This window comes from Angustibacter sp. Root456 (assembly GCF_001426435.1).
In the GTDB taxonomy this organism is placed as follows: Bacteria; Actinomycetota; Actinomycetes; order Actinomycetales; family Angustibacteraceae; genus Angustibacter.
Genome location: NZ_LMER01000012.1, coordinates 156 through 23123, shown reverse-complemented (window position 1 = coordinate 23123; position 22968 = coordinate 156). Strand labels below are relative to the sequence as shown.

General features: G+C 72.3%; 24 protein-coding genes and 1 tRNA gene. 15 read left to right on the top strand and 10 right to left on the bottom strand.

Annotated features, from left to right (window positions below):
* Nucleotides 1-29: 29 nt before the first annotated feature.
* Nucleotides 30-644: a TetR/AcrR family transcriptional regulator gene (locus ASD06_RS04870; protein WP_056674027.1), complete on the bottom strand. Its 615-nt coding sequence runs from the start codon at nucleotides 642-644 to the stop codon at nucleotides 30-32.
* A gap of 164 nt (nucleotides 645-808) precedes the next feature.
* Here ASD06_RS04870 and ASD06_RS04865 point away from each other — a divergent pair, with 164 nt between their 5' ends.
* A complete protein-coding gene (locus ASD06_RS04865; RefSeq protein ID WP_157371522.1) occupies nucleotides 809-1597 on the top strand; it encodes a TIGR02569 family protein in 789 nt (262 codons plus the stop codon).
* 61 nt (nucleotides 1598-1658) lie between these two features.
* On the opposite strand, the gene ASD06_RS04860 is transcribed toward ASD06_RS04865, so the two are convergent.
* The 6 genes from ASD06_RS04860 to ASD06_RS04835 all read right to left on the bottom strand — a co-directional run bounded on the left by ASD06_RS04860 (nucleotide 1659) and on the right by ASD06_RS04835 (nucleotide 8274).
* Entirely contained in the window at nucleotides 1659-3074 is a 1416-nt protein-coding gene (locus ASD06_RS04860) for an acyl-CoA carboxylase subunit beta (RefSeq protein ID WP_056674020.1), read from the bottom strand.
* The gene (gene fabF, locus ASD06_RS04855; RefSeq protein WP_056674017.1) at nucleotides 3071-4324 is read right to left on the bottom strand and encodes a beta-ketoacyl-ACP synthase II; all 1254 of its coding nucleotides are present in this window, start codon (nucleotides 4322-4324) and stop codon (nucleotides 3071-3073) included. The genes ASD06_RS04860 and fabF overlap by 4 nt, the downstream gene beginning before the upstream one ends.
* Nucleotides 4325-4451: 127 nt before the next feature.
* A complete protein-coding gene (locus ASD06_RS04850) occupies nucleotides 4452-4700 on the bottom strand; it encodes an acyl carrier protein (protein WP_056674014.1) in 249 nt (82 codons plus the stop codon).
* An 84-nt stretch (nucleotides 4701-4784) separates the two neighbouring features.
* Entirely contained in the window at nucleotides 4785-5816 is a 1032-nt protein-coding gene (locus tag ASD06_RS04845) for a beta-ketoacyl-ACP synthase III (protein ID WP_056674012.1), read from the bottom strand.
* On the bottom strand, nucleotides 5813-6997 hold the full coding sequence (locus ASD06_RS04840; RefSeq protein WP_056674009.1) for an acyltransferase domain-containing protein: 1185 nt from the start codon (nucleotides 6995-6997) through the stop codon (nucleotides 5813-5815). Before ASD06_RS04840 ends, ASD06_RS04845 begins: the two co-directional genes overlap by 4 nt.
* Nucleotides 6998-7086: 89 nt before the next feature.
* Nucleotides 7087-8274 carry a helix-turn-helix domain-containing protein gene (locus tag ASD06_RS04835; protein WP_200941893.1) on the bottom strand — a complete coding sequence of 396 codons (1188 nt, stop codon included), beginning with the start codon at nucleotides 8272-8274 and terminating at the stop codon, nucleotides 7087-7089.
* Between the two features lie 235 nt (nucleotides 8275-8509).
* On the opposite strand from ASD06_RS04835, the gene ASD06_RS04830 reads away from it, so the two are divergent.
* The 3 genes from ASD06_RS04830 to ASD06_RS04825 all read left to right on the top strand — a co-directional run bounded on the left by ASD06_RS04830 (nucleotide 8510) and on the right by ASD06_RS04825 (nucleotide 10897).
* A complete protein-coding gene (locus ASD06_RS04830) occupies nucleotides 8510-9175 on the top strand; it encodes a hypothetical protein (RefSeq protein WP_200941891.1) in 666 nt (221 codons plus the stop codon).
* A 223-nt stretch (nucleotides 9176-9398) separates the two neighbouring features.
* A complete protein-coding gene (locus ASD06_RS19910) occupies nucleotides 9399-10019 on the top strand; it encodes a DUF6318 family protein (RefSeq protein ID WP_369853683.1) in 621 nt (206 codons plus the stop codon).
* Nucleotides 10020-10432: 413 nt separating this feature from the next.
* Nucleotides 10433-10897 (top strand): hypothetical protein, encoded by a 465-nt coding sequence (locus tag ASD06_RS04825; protein ID WP_056674007.1) that lies wholly within the window; start codon nucleotides 10433-10435, stop codon nucleotides 10895-10897.
* Nucleotides 10898-10968: 71 nt separating this feature from the next.
* Here ASD06_RS04825 and aceE read toward each other — a convergent pair whose 3' ends face one another.
* Complete coding sequence (aceE, locus tag ASD06_RS04820) at nucleotides 10969-13710, bottom strand: pyruvate dehydrogenase (acetyl-transferring), homodimeric type (RefSeq protein WP_056674004.1); 2742 nt, start codon at nucleotides 13708-13710, stop codon at nucleotides 10969-10971.
* Between the two features lie 119 nt (nucleotides 13711-13829).
* Here aceE and ASD06_RS04815 point away from each other — a divergent pair, with 119 nt between their 5' ends.
* Nucleotides 13830-14252, top strand: coding sequence for a YjbQ family protein (locus ASD06_RS04815; protein WP_056674001.1), 423 nt, complete (start codon nucleotides 13830-13832; stop codon nucleotides 14250-14252).
* Between the two features lie 5 nt (nucleotides 14253-14257).
* Here the strand turns inward: ASD06_RS04815 and fdhD are convergent, their stop codons facing one another.
* The gene (gene fdhD, locus ASD06_RS04810) at nucleotides 14258-15106 is read right to left on the bottom strand and encodes a formate dehydrogenase accessory sulfurtransferase FdhD (RefSeq protein ID WP_056673998.1); all 849 of its coding nucleotides are present in this window, start codon (nucleotides 15104-15106) and stop codon (nucleotides 14258-14260) included.
* Nucleotides 15107-15276: 170 nt separating this feature from the next.
* Between fdhD and ASD06_RS04805 the strand changes: the two genes are divergently transcribed.
* The 3 genes from ASD06_RS04805 (at nucleotide 15277) to ASD06_RS04795 (ending at nucleotide 16299) form a co-directional block, all read left to right on the top strand.
* Nucleotides 15277-15705 (top strand): DUF3052 domain-containing protein, encoded by a 429-nt coding sequence (locus tag ASD06_RS04805; RefSeq protein ID WP_056673996.1) that lies wholly within the window; start codon nucleotides 15277-15279, stop codon nucleotides 15703-15705.
* Between the two features lie 14 nt (nucleotides 15706-15719).
* Nucleotides 15720-16196 carry a peroxiredoxin gene (locus tag ASD06_RS04800; RefSeq protein ID WP_056673993.1) on the top strand — a complete coding sequence of 159 codons (477 nt, stop codon included), beginning with the start codon at nucleotides 15720-15722 and terminating at the stop codon, nucleotides 16194-16196.
* A gap of 30 nt (nucleotides 16197-16226) precedes the next feature.
* Nucleotides 16227-16299 (top strand) — tRNA-Val (locus tag ASD06_RS04795).
* A 3-nt stretch (nucleotides 16300-16302) separates the two neighbouring features.
* Here the strand turns inward: ASD06_RS04795 and ASD06_RS18780 are convergent.
* Nucleotides 16303-16473 (bottom strand): hypothetical protein, encoded by a 171-nt coding sequence (locus ASD06_RS18780; protein WP_157371521.1) that lies wholly within the window; start codon nucleotides 16471-16473, stop codon nucleotides 16303-16305.
* Nucleotides 16474-16581: 108 nt separating this feature from the next.
* Between ASD06_RS18780 and ASD06_RS04790 the strand changes: the two genes are divergently transcribed.
* From ASD06_RS04790 to ASD06_RS04760, 7 genes are all read left to right on the top strand, one after another.
* Complete coding sequence (locus ASD06_RS04790) at nucleotides 16582-17769, top strand: Nif3-like dinuclear metal center hexameric protein (RefSeq protein WP_056674049.1); 1188 nt, start codon at nucleotides 16582-16584, stop codon at nucleotides 17767-17769.
* Complete coding sequence (locus ASD06_RS04785; RefSeq protein ID WP_235502217.1) at nucleotides 17730-18503, top strand: zinc ribbon domain-containing protein; 774 nt, start codon at nucleotides 17730-17732, stop codon at nucleotides 18501-18503. The genes ASD06_RS04790 and ASD06_RS04785 overlap by 40 nt, the downstream gene beginning before the upstream one ends.
* Nucleotides 18500-19675 carry a bifunctional RNase H/acid phosphatase gene (locus ASD06_RS04780; protein WP_056673990.1) on the top strand — a complete coding sequence of 392 codons (1176 nt, stop codon included), beginning with the start codon at nucleotides 18500-18502 and terminating at the stop codon, nucleotides 19673-19675. The genes ASD06_RS04785 and ASD06_RS04780 overlap by 4 nt, the downstream gene beginning before the upstream one ends.
* A gap of 5 nt (nucleotides 19676-19680) precedes the next feature.
* Nucleotides 19681-19884 (top strand): DUF1737 domain-containing protein, encoded by a 204-nt coding sequence (locus ASD06_RS04775; RefSeq protein WP_056673988.1) that lies wholly within the window; start codon nucleotides 19681-19683, stop codon nucleotides 19882-19884.
* Nucleotides 19881-21071, top strand: a complete 1191-nt coding sequence (locus ASD06_RS04770) for an O-succinylhomoserine sulfhydrylase (protein ID WP_056673985.1) — start codon at nucleotides 19881-19883, stop codon at nucleotides 21069-21071. Before ASD06_RS04775 ends, ASD06_RS04770 begins: the two co-directional genes overlap by 4 nt.
* Nucleotides 21072-21112: 41 nt before the next feature.
* Nucleotides 21113-22207, top strand: a complete 1095-nt coding sequence (locus ASD06_RS04765; RefSeq protein ID WP_157371520.1) for a PP2C family protein-serine/threonine phosphatase — start codon at nucleotides 21113-21115, stop codon at nucleotides 22205-22207.
* 68 nt (nucleotides 22208-22275) lie between these two features.
* Nucleotides 22276-22968, top strand: a 693-nt coding sequence (locus tag ASD06_RS04760; protein WP_200941890.1) for a hypothetical protein, incomplete at its 3' end; no start/stop codon positions are given.

Genomic DNA, 22968 nt, shown 5'->3' with positions numbered 1-22968 from the left:
GATCCTTCGTGTCGTCGGGAGGGCGGAAGTCAGCGCAGCGTCGGGCGGGCGGTCTCGGCGCGGCAGGCAGGCAGGACGACCTCGTCGATCACCTGCTCGATGAACGCCGGTGTCACCTCACCGGCGTTGACGAAGATGCGGTGCACGACCAGGGCGGGCAGCACCTGGGCCAGTAGGTCGACGTCCGTGCCCTCGGCCAGCTCGCCGCGAGCGGCAGCCCGCTCGAACATGGCTCGGGTGAGCGCCAGCCGCGGAGCGATGAAGCTCTGCTGCACCGCCGCGGCCAGCTCCGGCTCGCGGTGGACGGCGGTCATGACGCTGCCCAGCACGTCCATCGGCACGTGGTCGGTGAGGCCGCCGGCGCCGCACGAGAAGGCCAACAGGTCGCCGCGCAGGCTTCCGGTGTCGACCAGCTCGGGGGACGGTAGGCAGGCCGAGCGACCGACGGCGTCGACGACGAGGTCGGCCTTGGTCTGCCACCGGCGGTAGAGGGTGGCCTTGCTGGCCCGGGCGGACGAGGCCACGGCGTCCATGGTGAGCCGGTCGTAGCCGTGCTCGCTCAGCAGCTGCAGCGTGCAGGCGAAGATCTGCTCCTCGCGCTCACCCTCGACGCGAGGGCGGACCCGCTCGACGACCTCGTCCACCGTCTCCCGATCTGCCGGACGGAACGAAACCGTTTCGTTCCATCGGGAAGAGTACGCGCGCCGCGCGCGGCGGATCAAGCCGGGCCCGCCGTTCCCCGGACGACCCCGCCCCGGTGCCCTACCGTGCACCGGTGTGCTCTGCTGAACCGCCGCCGCCAAGGGTGTTGCGCGCGTTCGCCGTCCAGGACCCGCCCCGACGTCTGCTCGGTGGGCAGGGCACGTCGTGGGTCTGCGGCGACCTGGTGCTCAAGCCAGGCTGCGGTCCCGTTCACCACTGGCTGGCCGAGGTGCTGCACGAGGTCGCGCCCGTCGGGTTCCGTCTTGCGACCCCGCTGCGGACGGTCCACGGCACCTGGTGCTGGCAGGGTTGGTCGGCCAGCCGGTGGGTCGAGGGCAGCGAACCCGACCGCACGAGCCGGTCAGGCTGGCTGCAGATCCTCGACGCCGGCCGGGCCTTCCACCAGGCGGTGGCCCACCTGCCCCGACCGGATGGTCTCGGCGCTCGCGCTGACCAGTGGGCCGTCGCGGACCGCGTCGCCTGGGGGGAGCGCACCATCGTCTTCCACCCGGAGCTGGCGTCGGTGGCCCAGCGGGTACACGCCGCAGTGAACGACGCAGTGAACGACGCGCTGAGCCCGGCTCAGCTCGTGCACGCCGACCTGACGGGGAACGTCCTGGTGAGTCCCACGCTGCCACCGGCGGTCATCGACATCTCGCCGTACTGGCGTCCGCCGCAGTACGCGGAAGGCGTCGTCATCGCCGACGCCCTGTGCTGGCACGGCGCCGAGGCGTCGCTCCTGCACCATGCGGGCGTGTCCGTGGCCGCGGTGGCCCGCGCGTTGCTGTTCCGGATCGCGACGACCAGCCAGGCAGCGTCCGTCGACGCAACCCACGTCGACGTCGAGGACGAAGCGCGCCGCTATGAACGCGCGGCCACAGCCATCGGCTTCTGAGGCCCATCTGCCGGGCAACGCGAGGTCAGGGGCCAGCTGACCTCTGACCGCTCGACAGCCGTCAGAGCGGGATGTTGCCGTGCTCGCCACGCACCGAGGGTGCGTCGACGATGGCTCGCGCCAGGGCCCCACGGGTGTCGCTGGGCTCGACGACCTCGTCGACCACGCCGATCTCCACGGCGCGGTCCAGCCCGCCCGCCAGCTGCTCGTGCTCGGCGGCCAGCTCGGCCTCGACGTCGGCGCGGGCGTCGTCCGGCACCTCGGAGAGCTTGCGGCGGTGCAGGATCCGCACGGCCGCGACGGCGCCCATGACCGCGAGCTCGGCGCCCGGCCACGCGAAGACCCTCGTCGCGCCGAGCGAGCGGGAGTTCATCGCGATGTACGCGCCGCCGTACGCCTTGCGGGTCACGAGCGTCACCCGCGGCACGATGGCCTCGGCGAACGCGTGCAGCAGCTTGGCGCCACGACGTACGACGCCGTCCCACTCCTGACCGACGCCGGGCAGGTACCCCGGGACGTCGACCACGACGACCAGCGGGACGCCGAACGCGTCGCACATGCGCACGAACCGCGCCGCCTTCTCGGCCGACGAGGAGTCGAGGCAGCCGCCGAGGCGCATCGGGTTGTTCGCGATGACGCCGACCGTGCGACCGCCGAGGCGGCCGAGGGTCGTCGTGATGTTCGGCGACCATCGGGGGAACAGCTCGACGGTGGTGTCGGGGGAGTCGAGCAGGTTCTCGACGAGGGGGTGGACGTCGTAGGCGCGCTTGCGCGACTCCGGCAGCAGCCCGCCCAGATCGCGCTGCTCCACGGCGCCGAGGTCGAGGTCACCCTGGTTGCCGAGCAGCGAGGTGAGCAGCTGGGCGCGGGCGAACGCGTCCTCGGTGGTCTCGGTGACGACGTGCACGACACCGGAGCGGCGACCGTGCGGCTCGGGGCCACCGAGGCGCAGCGCGTCGACGTTCTCACCGGTGACCGACCGCACGACGTCGGGGCCGGTGACGAACACGCGTCCGTCGGGGCCGAGGACGACGATGTCGGTGAGCGCAGGGCCGTAGGCGGCACCACCGGCCGCGGCCCCGATCACGACGGAGATCTGGGGCACCTTGCCCGACGCGCGGGTCATCATCGCGAAGACCTCGCCGACGGCGTGCAACGAGACGACGCCCTCGCGCAGCCGGGCGCCACCGGAGTGCCACAGGCCGACGACGGGCACGCCGTCGGCCAGCGCGCGCTCGTAGGCCACGAGGATGACCTTGCAGCCGGCCTCGCCCATCGCTCCGCCCTGGATCGTGGCGTCACTGGCGAAGGCCACGGCCGGCGTCCCGTCGACGGTGCCCTTGGCCGCGAGCATGCCGCTGTCGTCGCGCGGGGTGAGCAGCTCGACGCTGCCCTCGTCGAAGAAGATGCCGAGGCGCAGCTCGGGGTCGCGCGGGTCGACCTCGACCTGCAGGTCGGTGGACTGCGTAGCGGTCATGAGGCGCTCCGGATGGCGAGGGCGACGTTGTGACCGCCGAACCCGAACGAGTTGTTGAGGGCCACCAGGTCGCCGTCGCGCAGCTGACGCGGCTTGTCGATCACGACGTCCAGGTGGACGTCGGGGTCGAGGTTGTCGACGTTGATGGTGGGCGGCGCGACCCGGTGGTGCACCGCGAGGATCGTGAAGATGCCCTCGACGGCACCGGCGGCGCCGAGCAGGTGGCCGGTCATGGACTTGGTGGCCGAGACGGGCACGGAGTCCGTGGCGTCGCCGAGCGCGACGCGGATGGACGCCGACTCGGCGGTGTCGCCGACGGGCGTCGAGGTGGCGTGGGCGTTGAGGTGCGCCACGTCGGACGGCGCCGCGTCGGCGGCCTGCAGCGCCATCTGCATGGCGCGCGCCGCACCGCCGCCCACCGGGTCGGGGGCCGCGATGTGGTACGCGTCGCTGGTGATGCCGGAGCCCGCGATCTCGGCGTACACCCGGGCGCCGCGCGCCCTGGCGTGCTCCTCGGACTCCAGGACGACGATGCCGGCGCCCTCACCCAGCACGAACCCGTCGCGGGCGCTGTCGTAGGGGCGGCTGGCCAGCTCGGGCTCGTCGTTGCGCGTCGACAGCGCCTGCATGGCGGCGAAGCCGGCGATCGGCAGCGCGTGGATCGCCGCCTCGGTGCCGCCGGCCACGACGACGTCTGCCCGGCCGGACCGGATCATGTCGGCGGCGTAGCCGATGGCCTCCGCACCCGAGGCGCAGGCGCTCACCGGCGTGTGGACGCCGGCCCGCGCACCGAGCTCGAGGCTGACCGCAGCGGCCGGACCGTTGGGCATGAGCATCGGCACCGTGAGCGGGAAGACGCGGCGCGGGCCCTTCTCCTTCAGCGTGTCGTAGCTGCTGAGGAGCGTCCAGACGCCGCCGATGCCGCTGGCCACCACGACACCCAGGCGCTCGCCGTCGACCTCGGGCGTGCCGGCGTCGGCCCACGCCTCGCGGGCTGCCACCAGCGCGTACTGCCCGGCGGGGTCGAGGCGGCGGGTCTCGACCTTGGCGAGCTGCTCGGAGGGATGCACGGCGACCGAGGCCGCGAAGGTCACCGGCAGCTGCAGTTCGCTGACCCAGTCGTGGGTGAGCGTGCGCGCGCCGGACGTGCCGTCGAGGGCGGCCTGCCAGGTGCTGGCGACATCGCCCCCGAGGGGAGTGGTGGCGCCGAGTCCGGTGACGACGACGCGACGGTTCTGGCTCGTGGCCATGCCTGGGTCAGCTCCTAGGACGTCTGAAGAGTCGAGGGGTCGAGCGGGTGGTGCGCGAGCGCCGGGGACGGTGCGGGAGGAGACCCGTCGCACCGTCCCCGGACAGCTCGGAGGCCGGGAGTCCGGCTCAGCCCTGCGCCTGCTGGATGTAGTTCACGGCGTCGCGCACGGTGGAGAGGTTCTTCACGTCGTCGTCGGGGATGCGGACGCCGAACTTCTCCTCGGCGTTCACGACGATCGTCATCATCGACAGCGAGTCGATGTCGAGGTCGTCGGTGAAGTTCTTGTCCATCTCGACGGAGTCGACGGGCAGACCAGTCTCCTCGTTCACGATCTCGGCGAGACCGCTGAGGATCTCCTGCTCGCTGTTGGCCATGCGTGGCGCTCCTTGGTGTTGATGGTGCTTGCGGTGGTGGTGCTCTGCCCGAGTGGTCCCGTCGGGCGGCGGGGGACTGGGGTGCTACGGCAGCGTGACGACCTGCGCGGCGTACGCCAGCCCGGCGCCGAAGCCGATCATCAGCGCCAGGCCGCCGTGCGGTGCCTCGCCCTCGCGCAGCATGCGCTCCATCGCCAGGGGGATCGAGGCCGCGGAGGTGTTGCCCGTCTCGGCGATGTCGCGGGCCACCGGGATGGTGCTCGGCAGGCCCAGGGCCTTGATCATCGAGTCGATGATCCGCATGTTCGCCTGGTGGGGGATGAACGCGTCGAGCTGGTCGGCGCTGATGCCCGCCTTGTCGAGCGCCTGCTGGGCGACGGGTGCCATCTGCCACACGGCCCAGCGGAACACCGACTGGCCAGCCATGGTGATGTGCGGCCAGTCGGTCTGGTGGTCGCGCACGTTCAGCCAGCTCTCGCGCTGGCGGATGACGTCCCACTGGGCGCCGTCGGAGCCCCACACCGTGGGGCCGATGCCCGGGGTGTCGGAAGGGCCGATGACGACCGCGCCGGCGCCGTCCCCGAACAGGAACGCGGTACCCCGGTCGTTCAGGTCGGTGAAGTCGCTCAGCTTCTCGACGCCGACGACCAGCACGTACTCGGCGCTGCCGCCGCGCACCATGTCACCGGCGAGGGCGACCCCGTGGCAGAAGCCGGCGCACGCGGCGCTGATGTCCATGGCGGCGGCGGGCGTCGCACCGAGGCGGTGCGTCAGCAGCGACGCCGCGGACGGCGTCTGAAAGGGGTGGGTCACCGTCGCGACGAGGACGGCGCCGATGCGCGAGGCGTCGATGCCGGCCGCGTCGAGGGCCTGGCGCGCCGCCGCCTCGGACATGTCGACGACGCTCTCGTCGGGCGCGGCCCAGCGCCGCGTGACGATGCCGGAGCGCTCGCGGATCCACTGGTCGCTGGAGTCGATCCGCTCGACCAGCTCGGAGTTCGGCACGACCCGTTCGGGCCGGTAGCCGCCGACGCCGTAGATGCGGGCGTGCGGCGCGCCGCTGGGGGGTGAGATCTGGGGTCGCGCTGGGTCGATCGAGTCGGCTCCGGACGTCATGCGGGTACCTCCTGCGGGTGCAGCCGGACGATGGGCTGGCCGGGCGAGACGGGGTCGCCGTCCTCGACGAGCCACTCGACGACGCGGCCTCCGTGCGGGGCCACGACGTCGTACTCGTCGCGCAGCGTCGCCACCCGGGCGACGGTCTGGCCGTTGTCGACGCTGGCTCCGGCGTCCAGGGCCGTGAAGTGCACGGTGCCCTTGATCGGGGCCACCACGAGGCGCCAGGTTGGGTTCTGCGAGAGCCCGGACTCCTGCCCGTGGCGGGCGACCATGTCGCGCGCGGCGTCGAGGTCGTCGGGCGTCTTCAGCGCGAGCGTCTCGACGCCGGGCAGGGCGCGCTTGACCAGGCCGGTGAGCGCGCCCGCCGGCGGGATCTCGATGACGCCGGTGACGCCGAGGTCGCGCATGGCGTCCATGCACAGGTCCCAGCGCACGGGGTTGCTGACCTGGCGCACCAGGCGGTTCAGCACCTCCCGGCCGTCGTGGACGACGTGCCCGTCGGCGTTCGACAGCAGGCGAGTGCGGGGGTCGTGCGTCGTCATCGCGCGCGCGTAGCCGGAGAGCACGTCGACGGCCGGGCGCATGTGGTCGGTGTGGAACGCGCCCGCCACCTGCAGCGGGATGAGGCGCGCCTTGGCCGGCGGGTCGTCCTTGAGGGCCGCCAGCTGCTCGAGGGTGCCCGCCGCGACGACCTGGCCCGCGCCGTTCGCGTTGGCGGGGGTCAGGCCGTGGCGCTGCAGGGCGGCGGCGACGTCGTCGGGGTCACCACCCAGGACGGCGGTCATGCCGGTGGGCGTGACGGCGCTCGCTGCGGCCATCGCCTTGCCGCGCTCGCGGACGAACACCATGGCCTGCTCGGCCGACAGCACGCCCGCACCCGCGGCCGCGGTGATCTCACCGACGCTGTGGCCGGCGCCCGCCGCGACCTGGCGGAAGGCCTCGGCGGGGTGGGGGAAGAGCGCGAGCAGCGAGACCATGCCGCTGGCGACGATGAGTGGCTGGGCGACCGCCGTGTCGCGGATCGTGTCGGCGTCCGACTCCGTGCCGTGGGCGACCAGGTCGATGCCGGCGACGGCCGACAGCCAGCGCAGGCGGTCCTCGAAGCCGGGGACCTCCAGCCAGGGGCGCAGGAAGCCGGGGGTCTGGGAGCCCTGTCCGGGGCAGGCGATGACGAGCACGTCCCTACCCTCGCCGCTTCGGCCGCGACCGGGGGCTGCCGACGCGGACCAACCTTGCGGCCCAGTTTTGGAGGGTTCCTACAAATGGGTCACGGCTCGGACTCGACGCTCGCGGCGATCGAGAGGGCGTTGTCGCCCGTGGCTGACGCGGTCCGGCTGACCTGCCGGCGCGGCGCCTGGGAGAGCCGGCCCAGGGCCAGCGCCACCCGCACGACGTAGGCGTCACGCGGCTGCATGACGTCGTACCCGCACGTCTCCGCGGCCCGGCGCAGGCGGTAGCGCACGGTGTTGGGGTGCACGAACAGGATGCGCGCCGAGGCCTCCAAGGAACCGCCCGTCTCCAGGTACGTCGTCACCGTCTCCAGCAGGCTGCCGCGGGCGTCGTGCAGCGGACGGTGCACGCGGTCGACGAGCGCCCGGCGCGCCGGGGTGTCACCCGCGAGCACGCGCTCGGGGAGCAGGTCGTCGGCGAGCACGGGACGAGGCGCCTCGGGCCAGGCTCGAGCCGCCACCAGGCCCGACAGGGCGGCGCGAGCGGAGCGGCCGGCCGCGAACAGGTGCGGCACGGTCGGCCCCACCACGACCGGGCCGGCCGCGAAGCAGCGGTCGAGCGCGCCGGCCGTGCGCAGGGCCTCGGTGACCCCCCCGAGCACCGCGACGAGCCGACCGCCCTGCACGGCCGCCAGCGCGTCGACGTCCACCCGTCGGGCGTGCTGGCGCAACGACTCCACGACCTCGGCGGCCGCACCGGACGACGCCTGGCCGGCCACCACCACGACGTCGGTCTGGGCGTCCCATCCGAGGGCGGCGGCGCGCGACTGCAGGGCGTCGTCCGCCTCGCCGCGCAGGACGGCGTCGACGACCAGGGACTCCAGGCGGGCGTCCCAGGCGCCGCGCGACTCCGCTGCCTGCGCGTAGACCTCGGCGGCGGCGAAGGCGACCTCGCGCGAGTAGCGCAGCACGGCCTCGCGCAGCGCCTGCTCGTCACCGGGCGCCGCCAGCTCGTCGACCTGGTCCTCGACGACGTCGACGACGGTGCGCACGAGGTCAAGGGTCTGGCGCAGGTTGACCGAGCGGGTCAGCTCGCGGGGCGCCGTCCCGAAGACGTCGGCCGTGATCTCGAGCACGCCGCCCGGCTCGCGGAACCAGGCCAGGAAGGCGCCGATACCGGCCTGGGCCACCAGGCCCACCCACGAGCGATCCTGCGCCGACAGCGCGCGGTACCACGGCAACGTCGCGTCCATCCGTGCGGCCGCGAGCCGCGCGAGATCAGGCATGCCCTGCTCGATCCGGCGGCGGGTGCGCGCGCTCGCCGCGCGTGGTGCGGGGGTCGCCACACCCCGCAGCCTACTGCGACCTTTGTCGAAGCGGCACAATCCGGCGACGGCCGTGGCCGTGGGACGAGGGCTGTGCGAGGGCTGCCGAGTTGGCGTTGCTGGGTTATCGTCGGGGTGCGGGTCGGCGCGCCGGACGGCGCAGGGTGGGTCCGCGCACGACTCGCAGGGAGGCATCGTGGGACTGCTCGACCGACTCCGAGGACGGCTGCGGGCAGTCGCTGCCCCCGTAGCCCGTGAGAAGGCAGCCGGCCCGCGGCGCCGTCGGCGCGTCGTCGGCCCCGGGGCCGACGACAACCAGGTGTCGCTGCGCGCTCGCCTGCACGACGACCCCAACGACGCCGAGGCCTTCGCCGCGCTCGCCGAGATCGTGCGCCGCCAGGCCGCCGAGGGTCACGAGGACGCCGAACGCCGCCCGCGCGCCGTCGCTGACGCCGAGTGGGCGCTGGCGGAGGAGCTCGCGCACAGCTCGCGCGCCTGGTACCCCCTCATCGAGCTCGGCCGGCTCTCGCTGCACGAGGACCTCGAGGGCGCCCAGCGCCGGCTCGGGATCGCGGTGGAGCGCGAACCCACCGGCCGCGCGCTCGCCGAGAGCCTGGCCATGCTGCGGCGCGAGGGCATGCCCGAGGTCGCGCTCTCGCTCGGGGTCGGTCACTGGCGGCCCCGCGAGCACGTGCCGGCTGCGGGTCGCGAGCTGGTGCAGGCCGCGGCGGAGGCCGGGCGCATCGCAGAGGCCCGCCGCCACCTCGACGCGCTGGCCGAGCGGCCGGATGCTGACGTGGTCGACCTGCGCGACCAGCTCGACGCCCTGGCCGCCCGGCGCAAGGCTGCGCCGTCGGCCTGACGCCTGCCCCACCTCTTTCCGCCCCTGAGACCGCTTTGCGCGCCCCGGCCGCGGCCTGGGTGGCGGAGGCGCCTGGCTTTGCGCCGCTGGGGCCGCTGTGCGCGCCCCGGCCGCCGCCTGAGCGGCGGAGGCGGCTGGTGATCGACGAAGTGACGGCGCGTTGTCCACAGGACGGGCGGTGGCTGTGGCGGCATCGCGGTGATCATCTGTAGGGTCGTCGACCATGATCACTTGGGGGCATTTGCGGCGTTTCGTGGTGGGTGCGTGCGCGGCCGTAGCGCTCGTGGCGTGCCAGGGGTCGGGTGAGGCCGCGCCGACGCCGTCGCCTGTGCGACCGACCGAGGTCAGCGCGTCGGGTAATCCGTCTGCCTCGCCGACCTCGACGTCGGAGCCGTCCCCGTCTGCGGAGGCCGAGGCGTGGGCGCGCGTCCCGAAGGCCGCGCGGGAGCACACCTTCGCCGGCGCTCAAGCCTTCGCGGAGTTCTACTTGGAGCAGCTCAACCAGGCATGGACTGCCCCCGATCCTCAGGCGCTTGCCGATCTCGCTACCTCACGATGTGGGACTTGTCGTCAGTACACCGAGGTCGCTGTGGCTCTTCGAGCGAACGGCGAGCGATACAGCGGACGTGTGCTGACGGTACGAAGTGCGGCGTGGCAGCCAGAGTCGACGTTGGCTCGTGCAGTCGTGTACGTGAACGTCGTGCAGGAAGCGGCGACGGTCGTCGACAGCCGGGGAAGCACCGTTCGGTCGGAACGCCGGACGTTGGGGACGTCGGCCGTTGAGGTCGATTGGTCCGACAGCCACTGGAGGGTCAGCCGGATCCAGCAGGTGGTATTCAAATGAGACGGCTCCTAGGGACCACCACACTCGTCTGGCTGCTCATGGCCCCAACGCCGATGGCAGCGGCTGCAGGGTCGGCAAGTTGCGGCGTCTTCACCTGCCAGCAGATCCGGGACGGTCTCAAGGTCGAGACTGCAACCGGGGAGAAGGCGACGCCAGCTCAAGCGACTTCTGGCGACGTGGGCACATCGCCGACGGAACAGACGATGACGCCGGGATGCGCCGACAACGATCCCAACCGATCGAGCGCGTTCGACATAGCCTGCGCAAACTTGGCGGACTTCTGTGAGTCCGCGGGGCATCCGGGTTCCTGGCTGGTGTGGGTGTGGTCGCGTCCGGCTGGTTCTAAGCAGCCGTGGGTGCGGTCGGGGTTCGCGTGTCGCTCACCGCAGGAAGTGAAGGCCGCGGCACCGGGGGTGACGCGGGCGCTGGTGCAGCGGGCGTTCCGCGAGCTGCACTTCGCGCATCCGCAGGTGCACGTGCAGCCCGAGGGCAATGTGACGCTGGTGAACCTGCCGACCTACTACGAGGTGCGCTGGCCGACCGCCGGGTTCCAACCGGGGGAGGTGGCGACGGTACGGCTCCTCGGTCGCACGGTGCGCGTTCGGCCGAGAGCGGTGTCGTACACCTACCGGTTCGGCGACGGCAGCCGGCTGGGTCCGACGTCCGACGCGGGCGGGCCGTACCCGACGGGCCGGGTCCGCCACACCTACGAGCGCACGGGTGACCTCCCCGTGAGCATCGAGGCGACGTACACGGGGGACTACCAGCTCGGCGGCGGGAACTGGGAGCCCATCGACGTCAGCGTCCCCATCACCGGGGACGCTGTCACCGTCGAGGTGCGCCAGGCCCGAGCCCGCCTGGAGGCCGCGTCCCGATAGCCCCTCGGCGTACCGGATGCAGCTCGACGTCGGTCGTTCCGCGCCGCATCCGGTACGCCGAAGCGCTCAGGTCAGGCGTCGCCGCCGGCGTTGCCAGACGTGCCCGCGGTGACATCGAGCAGGCGGTACTTCTCCGCCGCGTCACGCGCCAACGCGACGTCGATCTCGCCCCGCGCCGCCAGCGACTGCAGCGCCCGCACCGCGATCGAGGGACCGTCGATGTGGAAGTACCGCCGCGCCGCCGGCCGGGTGTCGGACATGCCGAACCCGTCCGCACCCAAGGTGGCGTAGTCGGTGGGCACCCACTCGCGGATCTGGTCGGGGACCGCCCGCATGTAGTCGCTCACACCCACCGCCGGACCCTGGCGGCCACTCAGCTGCTGCGTCACGAACGGCGTCCGCTGCTCGGCCTCCGGGGCCAGGAACGCCTGCTCATCACAGGCCAGACCGTCGCGCCGCAGCTCGTTCCACGAGGTCACGCTCCACACGTCGGCATCGACGCCGAAGTCCTGGCCGAGCAGCTCCTGCGCCTCCAGCGCCCACGGCACCGCCACGCCGGACGCGAGCAGCTGCACGCGCGGGCGCCCGGTGTCCTGCTGGCCGGGGCTCAGCAGGTACATGCCCTTGAGCAGCCCGTCGACGTCCAGACCCTCCGGCTCGGCCGGCTGCACGATCGGCTCGTTGTAGACCGTGAGGTAGTAGAAGACGTTCTCGGAGTTCTCGCCGTACATCCGGCGCAGACCGTCGCGCACGATGTGGCCGATCTCGTAGCCGTACGCCGGGTCGTAGGAGACCGCGGCGGGATTGGTCGAGGCCAGGATCGGCGAGTGCCCGTCGGCGTGCTGCAGCCCCTCGCCGGTGAGCGTCGTGCGACCAGCCGTCGCCCCGATGAGGAAGCCGCGGGTCATCTGGTCGGCCGCGGCCCACAGCCCGTCCCCGGTGCGCTGGAACCCGAACATCGAGTAGAAGACGTAGACGGGGATCATCGGGATGTCGTGGGTCGAGTACGACGTGCCCGCCGCGGTGAACGCCGCCACCGAGCCGCCCTCGTTGATGCCGACGTGCAGGATCTGCCCGTTCGTCGCCTCCTTGTAGGCGAGCAGCAGGTCGGCGTCGACCGACACGTAGTTCTGCCCGTGCGGGTTGTAGATCTTCGCCGTCGGGAAGAACGCGTCGATGCCGAACGTGCGCGCCTCGTCCGGGATGATCGGCACGATGCGCGGGCCGATCTCGGGGTCGCGCATGAGGTCCTTGAGCAAGCGGACGAACGCCATCGTCGTCGCCACCTGCTGCTTGCCAGACCCGCGCTTGACGACGTCGTACGTCTTGTCGCCCGGCTGCTCCAGCGGCTTGCTGTGGTTGCGCCGCGCCGGGATCGAGCCGCCGAGCTTCGCGCGGGCCTCCAGCGCGTACTGGATGACCTCGTCCTCGGGTCCCGGGTGGAAGTACGGCGGCTGGTACGGGTCGGCCTCGAGCTGGGCGTCCGTGATCGGGATACGCAGGCTGTCGCGCAGCAGCTTGAGGTCGTCGAGCGTCAGCTTCTTCATCTGGTGCGTGGCGTTGCGCCCGGCGAAGTGCGGGCCGAGGCCGTAGCCCTTGATGGTCTGCGCCAGGATCACCGTCGGCTGCCCGGTGTGCTTCATCGCGGCGTCGTAGGCGGCGTACATCTTGCGGTAGTCGTGCCCGCCGCGCTTGAGCTTCCAGATGTCGTCGTCGGAGAGGTTCTCGACCATCTTGCGCGTGCGCGGGTCGCGGCCGAAGAAGTGCTCGCGGATGTAGGCGCCGTCGTTGGCGCGGTAGGTCTGGTAGTCGCCGTCCGTGGTGATGTTCATCAGGTGCACCAGGGCACCGTCGCGGTCGGCCGCGAGGAGCGGGTCCCACTCGCGACCCCACGTCACCTTGATGACGTTCCAGCCCGCTCCGCGGAACGACGCCTCGAGCTCCTGGATGATCTTGCCGTTGCCGCGCACCGGGCCGTCGAGGCGCTGCAGGTTGCAGTTGACGACGAACGTGAGGTTGTCGAGCTCCTCGAACGCCGCGACGTGCAGCAGACCGCGGCTCTCGGGCTCGTCCATCTCGCCGTCGCCGAGGAACGCCCAGACGTGCTGCTGGCTGGTGTCCTTGATGCCTCGCCCGTGCAGGTACTTGTTGAACTGCGCCTGGTAGATCGCGTTCATCGGGCCGAGGCCCATCGACACGGTCGGGAACTGCCAGAACGTCGGCATCAGCCGCGGGTGCGGGTACGACGGCAGGCCGCCGCCCGGGTGCGACAGCTCCTGCCGGAAGCCGTCGAGGTCGGACTCGCCGAGCCGGCCCTCGAGGAACGCGCGGGCGTAGACGCCAGGCGCCGCGTGGCCCTGGAAGTAGATCTGGTCGCCACCGCCTTCGTGGTCGGCGCCGCGGAAGAAGTGGTTGAAGCCCACCTCGAAGAGCGTGGCGCTCGAGGCGTAGCTCGAGATGTGGCCGCCGACGGAGATGCCGGGGCGCTGCGCGCGGTGCACCATCACGGCAGCGTTCCAGCGCAAGAAGGCGCGGTAGCGGCGCTCGACCTCCTCGTCACCGGGGAACCACGGCTCGGCCTCTGGCGGGATGGTGTTGATGTAGTCGGTGGCAGTCAGGCTCGGGACGCCGACCTGCATCTCGCGCGCCCGCTGCAGCAGCCGCAGCATGAGGTAGCGGGTGCGGGTGCGGCCCTTGTCCTCCAGGACGCCGTCGAGGCTCTCGAGCCACTCCTGCGTCTCGTCGGGATCGATGTCGGGCAGCTGGCTCGGGATCCCGTTCAGGATGGGGCCGGCTTCGTCGCGACTGCTCACGGTGACCTCTCTCACGTACCGATGTACGACCCCATCCTGCCCCTCGCCCTCGCGGCCGTCACATCTACCCGTCGGTAGTCCGGTCTGCGGTCGTCGCGGCGTGGCTAGGGTCGGGCGTCATGGAGTCCGTCGAGCTGCACCTGACCACCGGCGACACCCAACGCGTCGTCGACCTCAGCGACCGGTGCGCGGCGTTCCTCGCGCATGTCGTCGCCGTCGACGGTCTGCTCAACGTCTTCGTCCCGCACGCGACCGCCGGTCTCGCCGTCATCGAGACCGGTGCCGGCAGTGACGACGACCTCCTGGCGCTCCTCGACGACCTCGTGCCTGGCGGCGGCCCGTCGTCCGGTCGGTGGCGGCACCGGCACGGAGCGCCCGGCCACGGACGCGACCACGTGTTGCCGGCGATCGTGGCGCCGTCGGTGACCGTTCCGGTGCTGGGCGGCCGGATGGCGCTGGGCACGTGGCAGAGCGTGGTGCTCGTCGACACCAACGTCGACAACGCCGAGCGGCGGGTGCGGCTGTCGTTCGTGGCGGGGTAGCGGGGCTAGTCCAACCCGAGGCGCTCGCCGCCCGCGTACACCGTCATGCGTGGTGGCCGGACGAAACCGGCGAGCGTCATGCCCGACTCTCTCGCCAGCTCGATCGCGAGACTCGACGGTGCGGAAACCGCTGCCAGGCAAGGGATTCCGGCCATCATCGCCTTCTGCGTCAGCTCGAACGACGCTCGGCTGCTCACGAACAGCACGCAGCCCGTGAGCGGCAGGCGTCCCTCGCGCGCCGCCCACCCGATCACCTTGTCGACGGCGTTGTGCCGCCCGATGTCCTCGCGCACCGCCAGCAGCTGGCCGTCGGCCGTGAACAAGCCGGCGGCATGCAGGCCGCCCGTGCGATCGAACACCTTCTGCGCAGTGCGCAGCGCGTCAGGCATGGCGGCGAGGACGGCTGGGGAGACGCTCGTCGTGTCCGCCGCGACGTCGTACGGCGACCGCACCCGCACCGCGTCGACGCTCGCCTTGCCGCACACCCCGCACGACGAGGTCGAGAAGAACGACCGCTCGAGTGAGACGTCCGGCAGCTCGACGCCCGGCTGCAGGACGACGTCGACGACGTTGAAGGTGGGTCGCCCGTCGTCGCCCTCGTCCTGGCAGTGCATGAGCGTGGCGACGTCCTGGGCGTTGCCGATCAGCCCCTCAGTGAGCAGGAAGCCGATGGTGAGGTCGAAGTCGTCTCCCGGTGTGCGCATGGTGACGGTGAGCGGACGGCCGCCCACCCGCACCTGCAGCGGTTCCTCGACCGTCACGGTGTCCGGACGGCCCACGACCTCCACGACCTCGAGGCCGTCGTCGTCAAGCTGCAGCCGCCGGGCCGGCGTCCGCGTCGTCACCCGTCCCATGCGGCCCAGCGTCGCACGCCGCGAGGGTGGCCGCGACCGGCTGGAGCGCAGGCGCTTGCGCGAACCCGCCCGCTCTAGTGGACTACGGACAGGCAGTGGCGTCCGCCAGTGCCCGTCCGACGCGTCCGCGCGGGCTCGAGCAGGGACAGCACGTGAGGGAAGTGGGAATCGTGAGTGCCACCGCGGACGACGCGGCCGACCGGGGGTTCGTCGGGCGACTGGGTCTGCAGCCCGGCCAGGTCGTGCAGGAGCTCGGCTGGGACGAGGAGGTCGACGACGACGTCCGCGCGGCCATCGAGGACGCGGTCGACGGTGATCTGCTCGACGAGGACGCGGACGACGTCGCGGACGTCGTGATGGTGTGGTGGCGCGACGGTGACGGCGACCTGGTCGACGACCTGGTCGACGCACTGACTAACCTCGCCGAGGGCGGCGCAGTGATCCTGCTGACGCCCAAGGCCGGCCGCGACGGCCACGTGCCGCCGAGCGACGTCGCCGAGTCGGCGCTCGCCGCGGGGCTGCACAACACCAGCACCGTCGCCGCTGGTCGTGACTGGACCGCCACCCGCCTGGTCGCGCCGAAGACGGCGCGCCGCTGACCCGAGAGGGACGCATGTCGAACGAGCCTGAGGTCACCCTGTCCGTCGGAGACGTCGCCCCCGACTTCACCCTGCGCAACCAGTACGGCGAGCAGGTCACGCTGTCGTCCTTCCAGGGCGAGCGTGCCGTGCTGCTCGTGTTCTACCCCTTCGCCTTCTCCGGCATCTGCACCGGCGAGCTGTGCGAGATCCGTGACGACCTGTCGGCGTTCGAGAACGACGACGTGCAGGTGCTCGCGATCTCCTGCGACCCGGTGCACGCACTGCGCGCCTGGGCCGAGGACCAGAAGTACTCGTTCCCGCTGCTCTCGGACTTCTGGCCGCACGGCGCCACCGCGAGCGCCTACGGCGTCTTCAACTCGACCACCGGGTCGTCCGTGCGCGGCACGTTCCTCGTCGGCACCGACGGCCGGCTGCGCTGGAGCGTCGTGAACGGCATGGGTGAGGCGCGCGACCCGAACGCGTACCGTGACGCCATCGCCGCTCTCTGAGCGGACGTCACCGCCGGTCCGCCGGCGTCAGGGCCTGTAGCTCAGCTGGTAGAGCACCGCGTTTACACCGCGGGTGTCGTCGGTTCGAACCCGGCCGGGCCCACCCTCAGCTGCGCGGCGGCCGTTCCTGGACGGCGGATCCGTCGGCCTCTGCCTCGGCGCGACGTCGGGCGAGGGCCCGTCGCTGAGCCACGACGTCGAGGCGGCGCAGCACGAGCATCCGGTGGCGGCGCCGCGCGAGTCGGGCCTCGTGCTCGGCGGGGTCCGGAGTGGTCACGACCGACAAGTGTAGGTGGCCGACAGCAGATGCTCGACGTGAAGCGACTGGCTGAAGCGACTGGCTGGAGTGACGGTCGCCTGCTGGCGGACCGGTAGCCTCACCGACGTGAGCGAGACGAGCAGCACCCAGGCCGCTCCGCCCCGCCTGGCGGACGTCGTAGCCGCCCTCGACGGCCTCTACCCGCCGTCCAGCGCGGCGGCGTGGGACGCCGTGGGCCTCGTGTGCGGTGATCCCGAGCAGCGGGTGTCGCGCATCCTGTTCGCGGTCGACCCGACGGCGGACGTCGTCGACGAGGCCCTGGAGTGGAACGCCGACCTCATCGTGGCTCACCACCCGCTGCTGCTGCGGCCGGTGAGCTCGGTGGCGGCGACGTCCGCGAAGGGCCGCGTCGTGCATCGCCTGATCCGCGGCGGCTGCGGGCTGTATGTCGCGCACACCAACGCCGACGTCGCGGTGCCGGGGGTCAGCGACGCCCTGGCCCGCGTGCTGGGGCTCGACCACCTCGAGCCGCTCGCGCCGAGCCCGCTCGTCGAGCTCGACAAGCTCGTGGTGTTCGTGCCGACCGACGACGCCGAGCGGCTCGTCGACGCGCTGGCCGCCGCAGGGGCGGGAGAGGTCGGCCACTACCGCCGATGCGCCTGGACGACGACGGGCACCGGCACCTTCACGCCACAGCCCGGGGCGTCGCCGACCGTGGGCGAGGTGGGACGCGTCGAGCAGGTGACCGAGACTCGCGTCGAGATGGTGCTGCCGCGGCGGCGCCGGCACGACGTCGTGCGGGCCATGCGCCTCGCGCACCCGTACGAGGAGCCGGCCTTCGACGTCCTCGAGCTGGCTGACGAGGGCCGCGGCAGCGGGATCGGCCGGGTCGGGTCGCTGGCCCAGCCCCTGACCCTCGACCAGTTCGCCCGCCTGGTCGCCCAGGCCCTGCCCTTCACTGTGCAGGGGGTGCGGGTGAGCGGTGACAAGGACGCCCTCGTGCAGCGCATCGCGGTGCTCGGCGGCGCCGGTGACGACCAGTTCGACGCGGCCCGCGCGAGCGGCGCGGACGTGTTCGTCACCGCCGACCTGCGCCACCACCCGGCGTCCGAGGCCCGCGAGCACGCGGCGGGCGACCGCCCGTACCTGGTCGACGTCTCGCACTGGGCCAGCGAGTGGCCCTGGCTGGCCGGCTGCGAGAGCCGGCTCGTCGCCGACCTCGGCGAGCAGGGCAGTACGGTGGAGACCCGCGTCAGCACGACGCGCACCGATCCGTGGACGGCGCACATCCCGAGCCGAGGGAGCACACCCTGATCGCCCCGACGACCGACCAGTGGCGGCTGCTGGACATCCAGGCGCTGGACACGCGCCTGAGTCAGATCGCGCACCGCGAGCGCACCCTGCCCGAGCACGCCGAGCTGACGGCGCTGCAGCAGCGCGCGGCCGCTCTGGGTGACGAGCTCGTCGCCGCTCAGACCGTGGCGAGCGACACCCAGCGCGAGCTGACCAAGGCCGAGGCCGACGTCGAGCAGGTGCGTCAGCGCGCCGCCCGCGACCAGGCGCGCCTCGAGGCGGGGCAGGGCGGTCACAAGGAGCTGGAGTCGCTGCAGCACGAGCTCGCGACCCTCGGCCGGCGTCAGAGCGAGCTCGAGGACGCCGAGCTCGAGGTGATGGAGCGGCTCGAGACCGCTCAGGCGGCGGTGAACCGGCTCGAGGCCGAGCGAGACTCGTTGCAGGGCGACATCGACACCGTCACCAGCCGTCGCGACGACGCGCTGGCCGACCTCGCCGACGAGCGCGAGCGGCTCGGCCGCGACCGCGTGGGCATGATCGCCGGGCTCGACGCCGGGCTGCTGGCCCTCTACGAGAAGATCCGCGAGTCCACTGGGGCCGGTGCTGCGATGCTGCGCGCCCGGCGCTGCGAGGGCTGCCGGCTCGAGCTGAACCCGCAGGACCTTCAGCGCATCCGGGCCGCCGAGCCCGATGAGGTGGTGCGCTGCGAGGAGTGCGGCCGCATCCTGGTGCGCACGGGCGAGTCCGGTCTGTGAGCCGCCGGTTCGTCGTCGAGGCGGACGGCGGAGCGCGCGGCAACCCCGGGCCCGCCGGCTACGGGGCCGTCGTCCGGGACGCCGAGACGGGGCACGTGCTGGTCGAGGTGGCCGAGGCGATCGGCCAGGCCACCAACAACGTCGCCGAGTACCGCGGTCTGGTGGCGGGACTTGGCGCGGCGGTGGAGCTCGACTCCGACTGCATCATCGAGGTGCGGATGGACTCCAAGCTCGTCGTCGAGCAGATGTCGGGCCGCTGGCAGATCAAGCACGCCGACATGCGGCGCCTCGCGGCGCAGGCCCGCGAGGTGGTCGACCCCGAACGCGTGCACTACACGTGGGTGCCGCGCGAGAAGAACAAGGCGGCCGACCGGTTGGCCAACGAGGCCATGGACGACGCGGCGAAGGGCCGGCCGTGGCGCGGCCTGCTGCGCTCGCAGGCGGTCGAGGCGATCGAGGCGGAGGACATCCAGCCGAGGGCGCAGGCTGAGCAGCGACCTGTCGCGACGCCGGTGGCCCGTGCCGACGTCGGCCCCGGTGCCGAGATCGTGCTGCTGCGCCACGGCGTCACGGAGCACACCAGCGCTCGCCGCTACAGCGGGCGCGGCGGCGACGACCTCGGCCTCACCGACCTCGGCCGGCGCCAGGCGCAGGCGGCCGGTCGAGCGCTGGCGGCCGATGGGGGATTCGACGCGGTGCTGTGTTCTCCGCTGCGCCGCACGCAGGAGACGGCCCAGGCGGTGGCCGACTGCCTCGGACTGCCTGTGCGCGTCGACGACGACTGGGTCGAGTGCTCCTTCGGTGACTGGGACGGCCTCACGGCCGAGCAGGTGAACGAGCGGTGGCCTGAGGAGCACGCCGCGTGGTTCGGGTCGCTGACGGCGGCGCCCCCGGGCGGCGAGAGCCTGGCCGACCTGGAGGCGCGCGTGCTGCGCGGCCGCGACCGGCTTCTGGCGCGCCTGCCGCGCGGGCGCGTCCTGATCGTGACGCACGCCAGCCCGGTCAAGTCGCTCGCGCGCGCGGCGATGGGTGCGACGGCCGACGTCCTGTGGCGCCTGGAGTCCTCACCGGCGTCGATCACCCGCACGCGGTGGTGGTCCGACGGCGGCGCCGTGCTCGTCTCGTTCAACGAGACCGCCCACCTGCAGGCTGCCGGAATCGCCCTACGCTGAAGGGCATGACCGACCACTCCGCCGAGGACCGGCTCGCCTACCGGCTGCTCACCGGGCCGGATGACCGCTCGTTCTGCGAGAAGATCAGCGCCGCCCTCGCCGAGGGCTACGTGCTCTACGGTTCGCCGTCCGTCACGACCGTCGACGGCGCGCTCGTGGCCGCGCAGGCCGTGGTGCTGCCGCGCGTGGCTCGCGTGGTCTCTTCGTGACCGAGGGGGCGGTCTGGCGGCCTGACACGCTCGCCGTCCGGGGTGGGCTGGCGCGCAGCGAGTTCGACGAGACGGCGGAGGCGCTGTTCCTGACGTCTGGGTTCGTCTACGCCAGCGCGGCCGACGCCGAGGCCGCCTTCGCCGGTGACGTCGACCGCTACGTGTACTCCCGCTACGGCAACCCCACCGTGCGGGCTTTCGAGGAACGGCTGCGCCTCATCGAGGGCGCACCGGCCTGCTTCGCCACCGCGAGCGGCATGGCCGCGGTGTGGGTGGCGCTGGCCGCACTGGTGTCGCAAGGCGACCGCGTCGTCGCCGCCCGCAGCCTGTTCGGCTCGTGCTTCGTGGTGCTCGACGAGATCCTGCGCCGCTTCGGCGTCGAGACCGACTTCGTCGACGGCGCCGACCTCGATCAGTGGCGCGAGGCGCTGAGCCGGCCGGCCACCGCCGTGTTCTTCGAGTCGCCGTCCAACCCGATGCAGGAGCTCGTCGACGTCCGTGCCGTCTGCGATCTCGCGCACGCCGCGGGCGCGACGGTGGTCGTCGACAACGTCTTCGCGACGCCGGTGCTGCAACGGCCGATGGAGCTCGGCGCCGACGTGGTCGTCTACTCGGCCACCAAGCACATCGACGGTCAGGGCCGCACGCTCGGCGGGGCGGTGCTCGGGCCGGTCGACTTCATCGACGGCCCGGTGCAGAACCTCATGCGGCACACCGGCCCGAGCTTGAGCCCGTTCAACGCGTGGGTGCTCACCAAGGGGCTCGAGACGTTGTCGATGCGGGTGCGGCACATGACGGCGTCGGCGCTGGCGCTGGCGGAGCACCTCGAGCGCCACCCCCGCATCCGCTGGGTGCGGTACCCGTTCCTGGCCTCGCACCCGCAGCACGAGCTGGCGACGCTGCAGATGGACGGTGGTGGCACCGTGCTGACCTTCGAGGTCGACGGCGGCAAGGCCGAGGCGTTCGCGCTGCTGGATGCGTTGCGTTGCATCGACATCAGCAACAACTTGGGTGACTCCAAGTCGCTCGTGACGCATCCCGCGACCACCACGCACCGCAGGCTGGGCCCGGACGGCCGCGCAGCCGTCGGCATCACCGACGGCGTGGTCCGCCTGTCCGTGGGCCTGGAGGACGTCAACGACCTGCGCGACGACCTCGACCACGCCCTCGCCGCGCTGGGTGGATGAGGGAGACTCCGCGCGGTCGGTGAATCTGGCACAGTGACGGCGTGACCGAGCGGGACATGGGGCGACGCACGGCCCTGGCGGCCGGCGGTTGGCTGGCCGTCGTCCTGCTGGCCGAGCTGCTGACCGGGCGTTCTCCCGGCGTCGTCGTCTCGCCCCTGTACGGCTTGGCCGCGTTGATCGCCTGCGCGGCCCTGCCGTGGACCACGACGGCAGCGTTCGGGCTGGTGGCGATCCTGCTGTCGGTGGTCTCGGGTGTCTGGACCAGGACGATCGACACCGAGCAGCACCTGATCCGCATGGTCACGGTCGCGCTGATGGCGGTGGCCGCGGTGTTCGTCGCCGACGTCCGTGAGCGCCGGGACCAGCGCTTTCGACGCGTGTCGCGGATCGCCGACGTCGCTCAGCGATCGATCCTGCCGGTCGTGCCGCCGCGGATCGGGCCGGTCCGCACCGCGACCCGGTACGTGCCGGCCGCCGAAGACACGCTGGTGGGTGGTGACCTGTTCGACTGCTTCAGCTCGGAGCAGCACACCTGCTTCGTCGTGGGTGACGTCCGCGGCAAGGGAGTGGGCGCCATCGAGCAGGCGGCCCGGGTGATCCGGGCGTTCCGCCAGGCGGCAGCAGCCAGCACCGACCTCGAGACGATCGCCGCTGACATGAGCACCTACCTCGTCCCGTTCCTGGACGAGGAGGAGTTCGCAACGGCGGTGCTCGTGCAGCTGCGCGACGCCGGGACGCTCACGGTCGTCAGCTGCGGACACCCGCCACCACTGCTCGTCGACCGTGCGGGCCAGGGACGCCTGGTCGAGGCGCCGGCAGGCTTCCCGCTCGGCCTCGGCGACGACTACGTGGCGCTCGACCTGCCGTGGTCACCTGGTGACCGGCTGCTGCTGTACACCGACGGGCTGAGCGAGGCTCGCGACGTCGAGGGCGAGTTCCTGCCGGTGGCCCCCATGGCTCGACAGCTCGTGGGCGGCGAGGTCGACGAGGCCTTGGAGCGGCTCCTGTCGACCGTGCGCGAGCAGGCCCGGTCGAAGAACGCGACGGACGACCTGGCCCTGCTGCTCATCGAGAACGTCGGGCAGGTGCAGCCCCCTCGACGGCAGCGCCCGACGTTCGCCAAGCGCGTTCGCTGACTCCTCACCTCTCGGCCGCTGCCGCCGATGGGCAGGTGACAGACGTCTCCTGACAGTGAGGTCCTTTCGTGCTGCGCGTTCTCGGACTCGACCGTTCGATTGCTCGTCGTATCGCCACCGCCTTCGGGTTGGCGACGCTGATGCTGGTGCTGGTCGCGGGAGCCGGAATCCTGGGATCTGGACGCCAGCAGCAGGCCCGGGCCGACGTCGTCGCGCTGGAGGGGCTGCGCGACCAGGTGCAGCAGCTCGCCTACCTCGACGCCGACGTCAGCGGGTGGCAGGGCTACATCTACGCGCAGGCGCTGGTCGAGGGGCCGGCTGCCGCGGTCGACCCGAAGGGCTACAACCTCGCGGGCCTCCTGGAGTCCAAGGACGCCGGCACCCGGCTCCTCGGCGAGCTGGAGCGCGAGCACCTGACGGCCCAGGAGAAGGCGCACGTCGCCGACGCGGCGGTGCTGTGGCGGCAGTACTTCGTCACCACCGACCGGATGCTCGACGAGCTGAAGAAGAACTCCCCCCAGGGCCGAGCCAGTGCCTACAAGATCCTGAACGGCGACCTCGACGAGCAGTGGTCCGCGCTGCTCGACAAGACGACCGCCCTGCAGAAGTCCGTCGACGCACGGGCCGCTGCGGTGCAGCGCGACGCGGACTCGGCCGCCTCGCGCACCAAGGCCATCGTGCTGGTGGTCGCTGCCCTCGCGCTGGTGATGGCCGTGCTGGTGGGGGTGCTGCTGGTGCGCTCCATCGTGCGACCCGTGCGG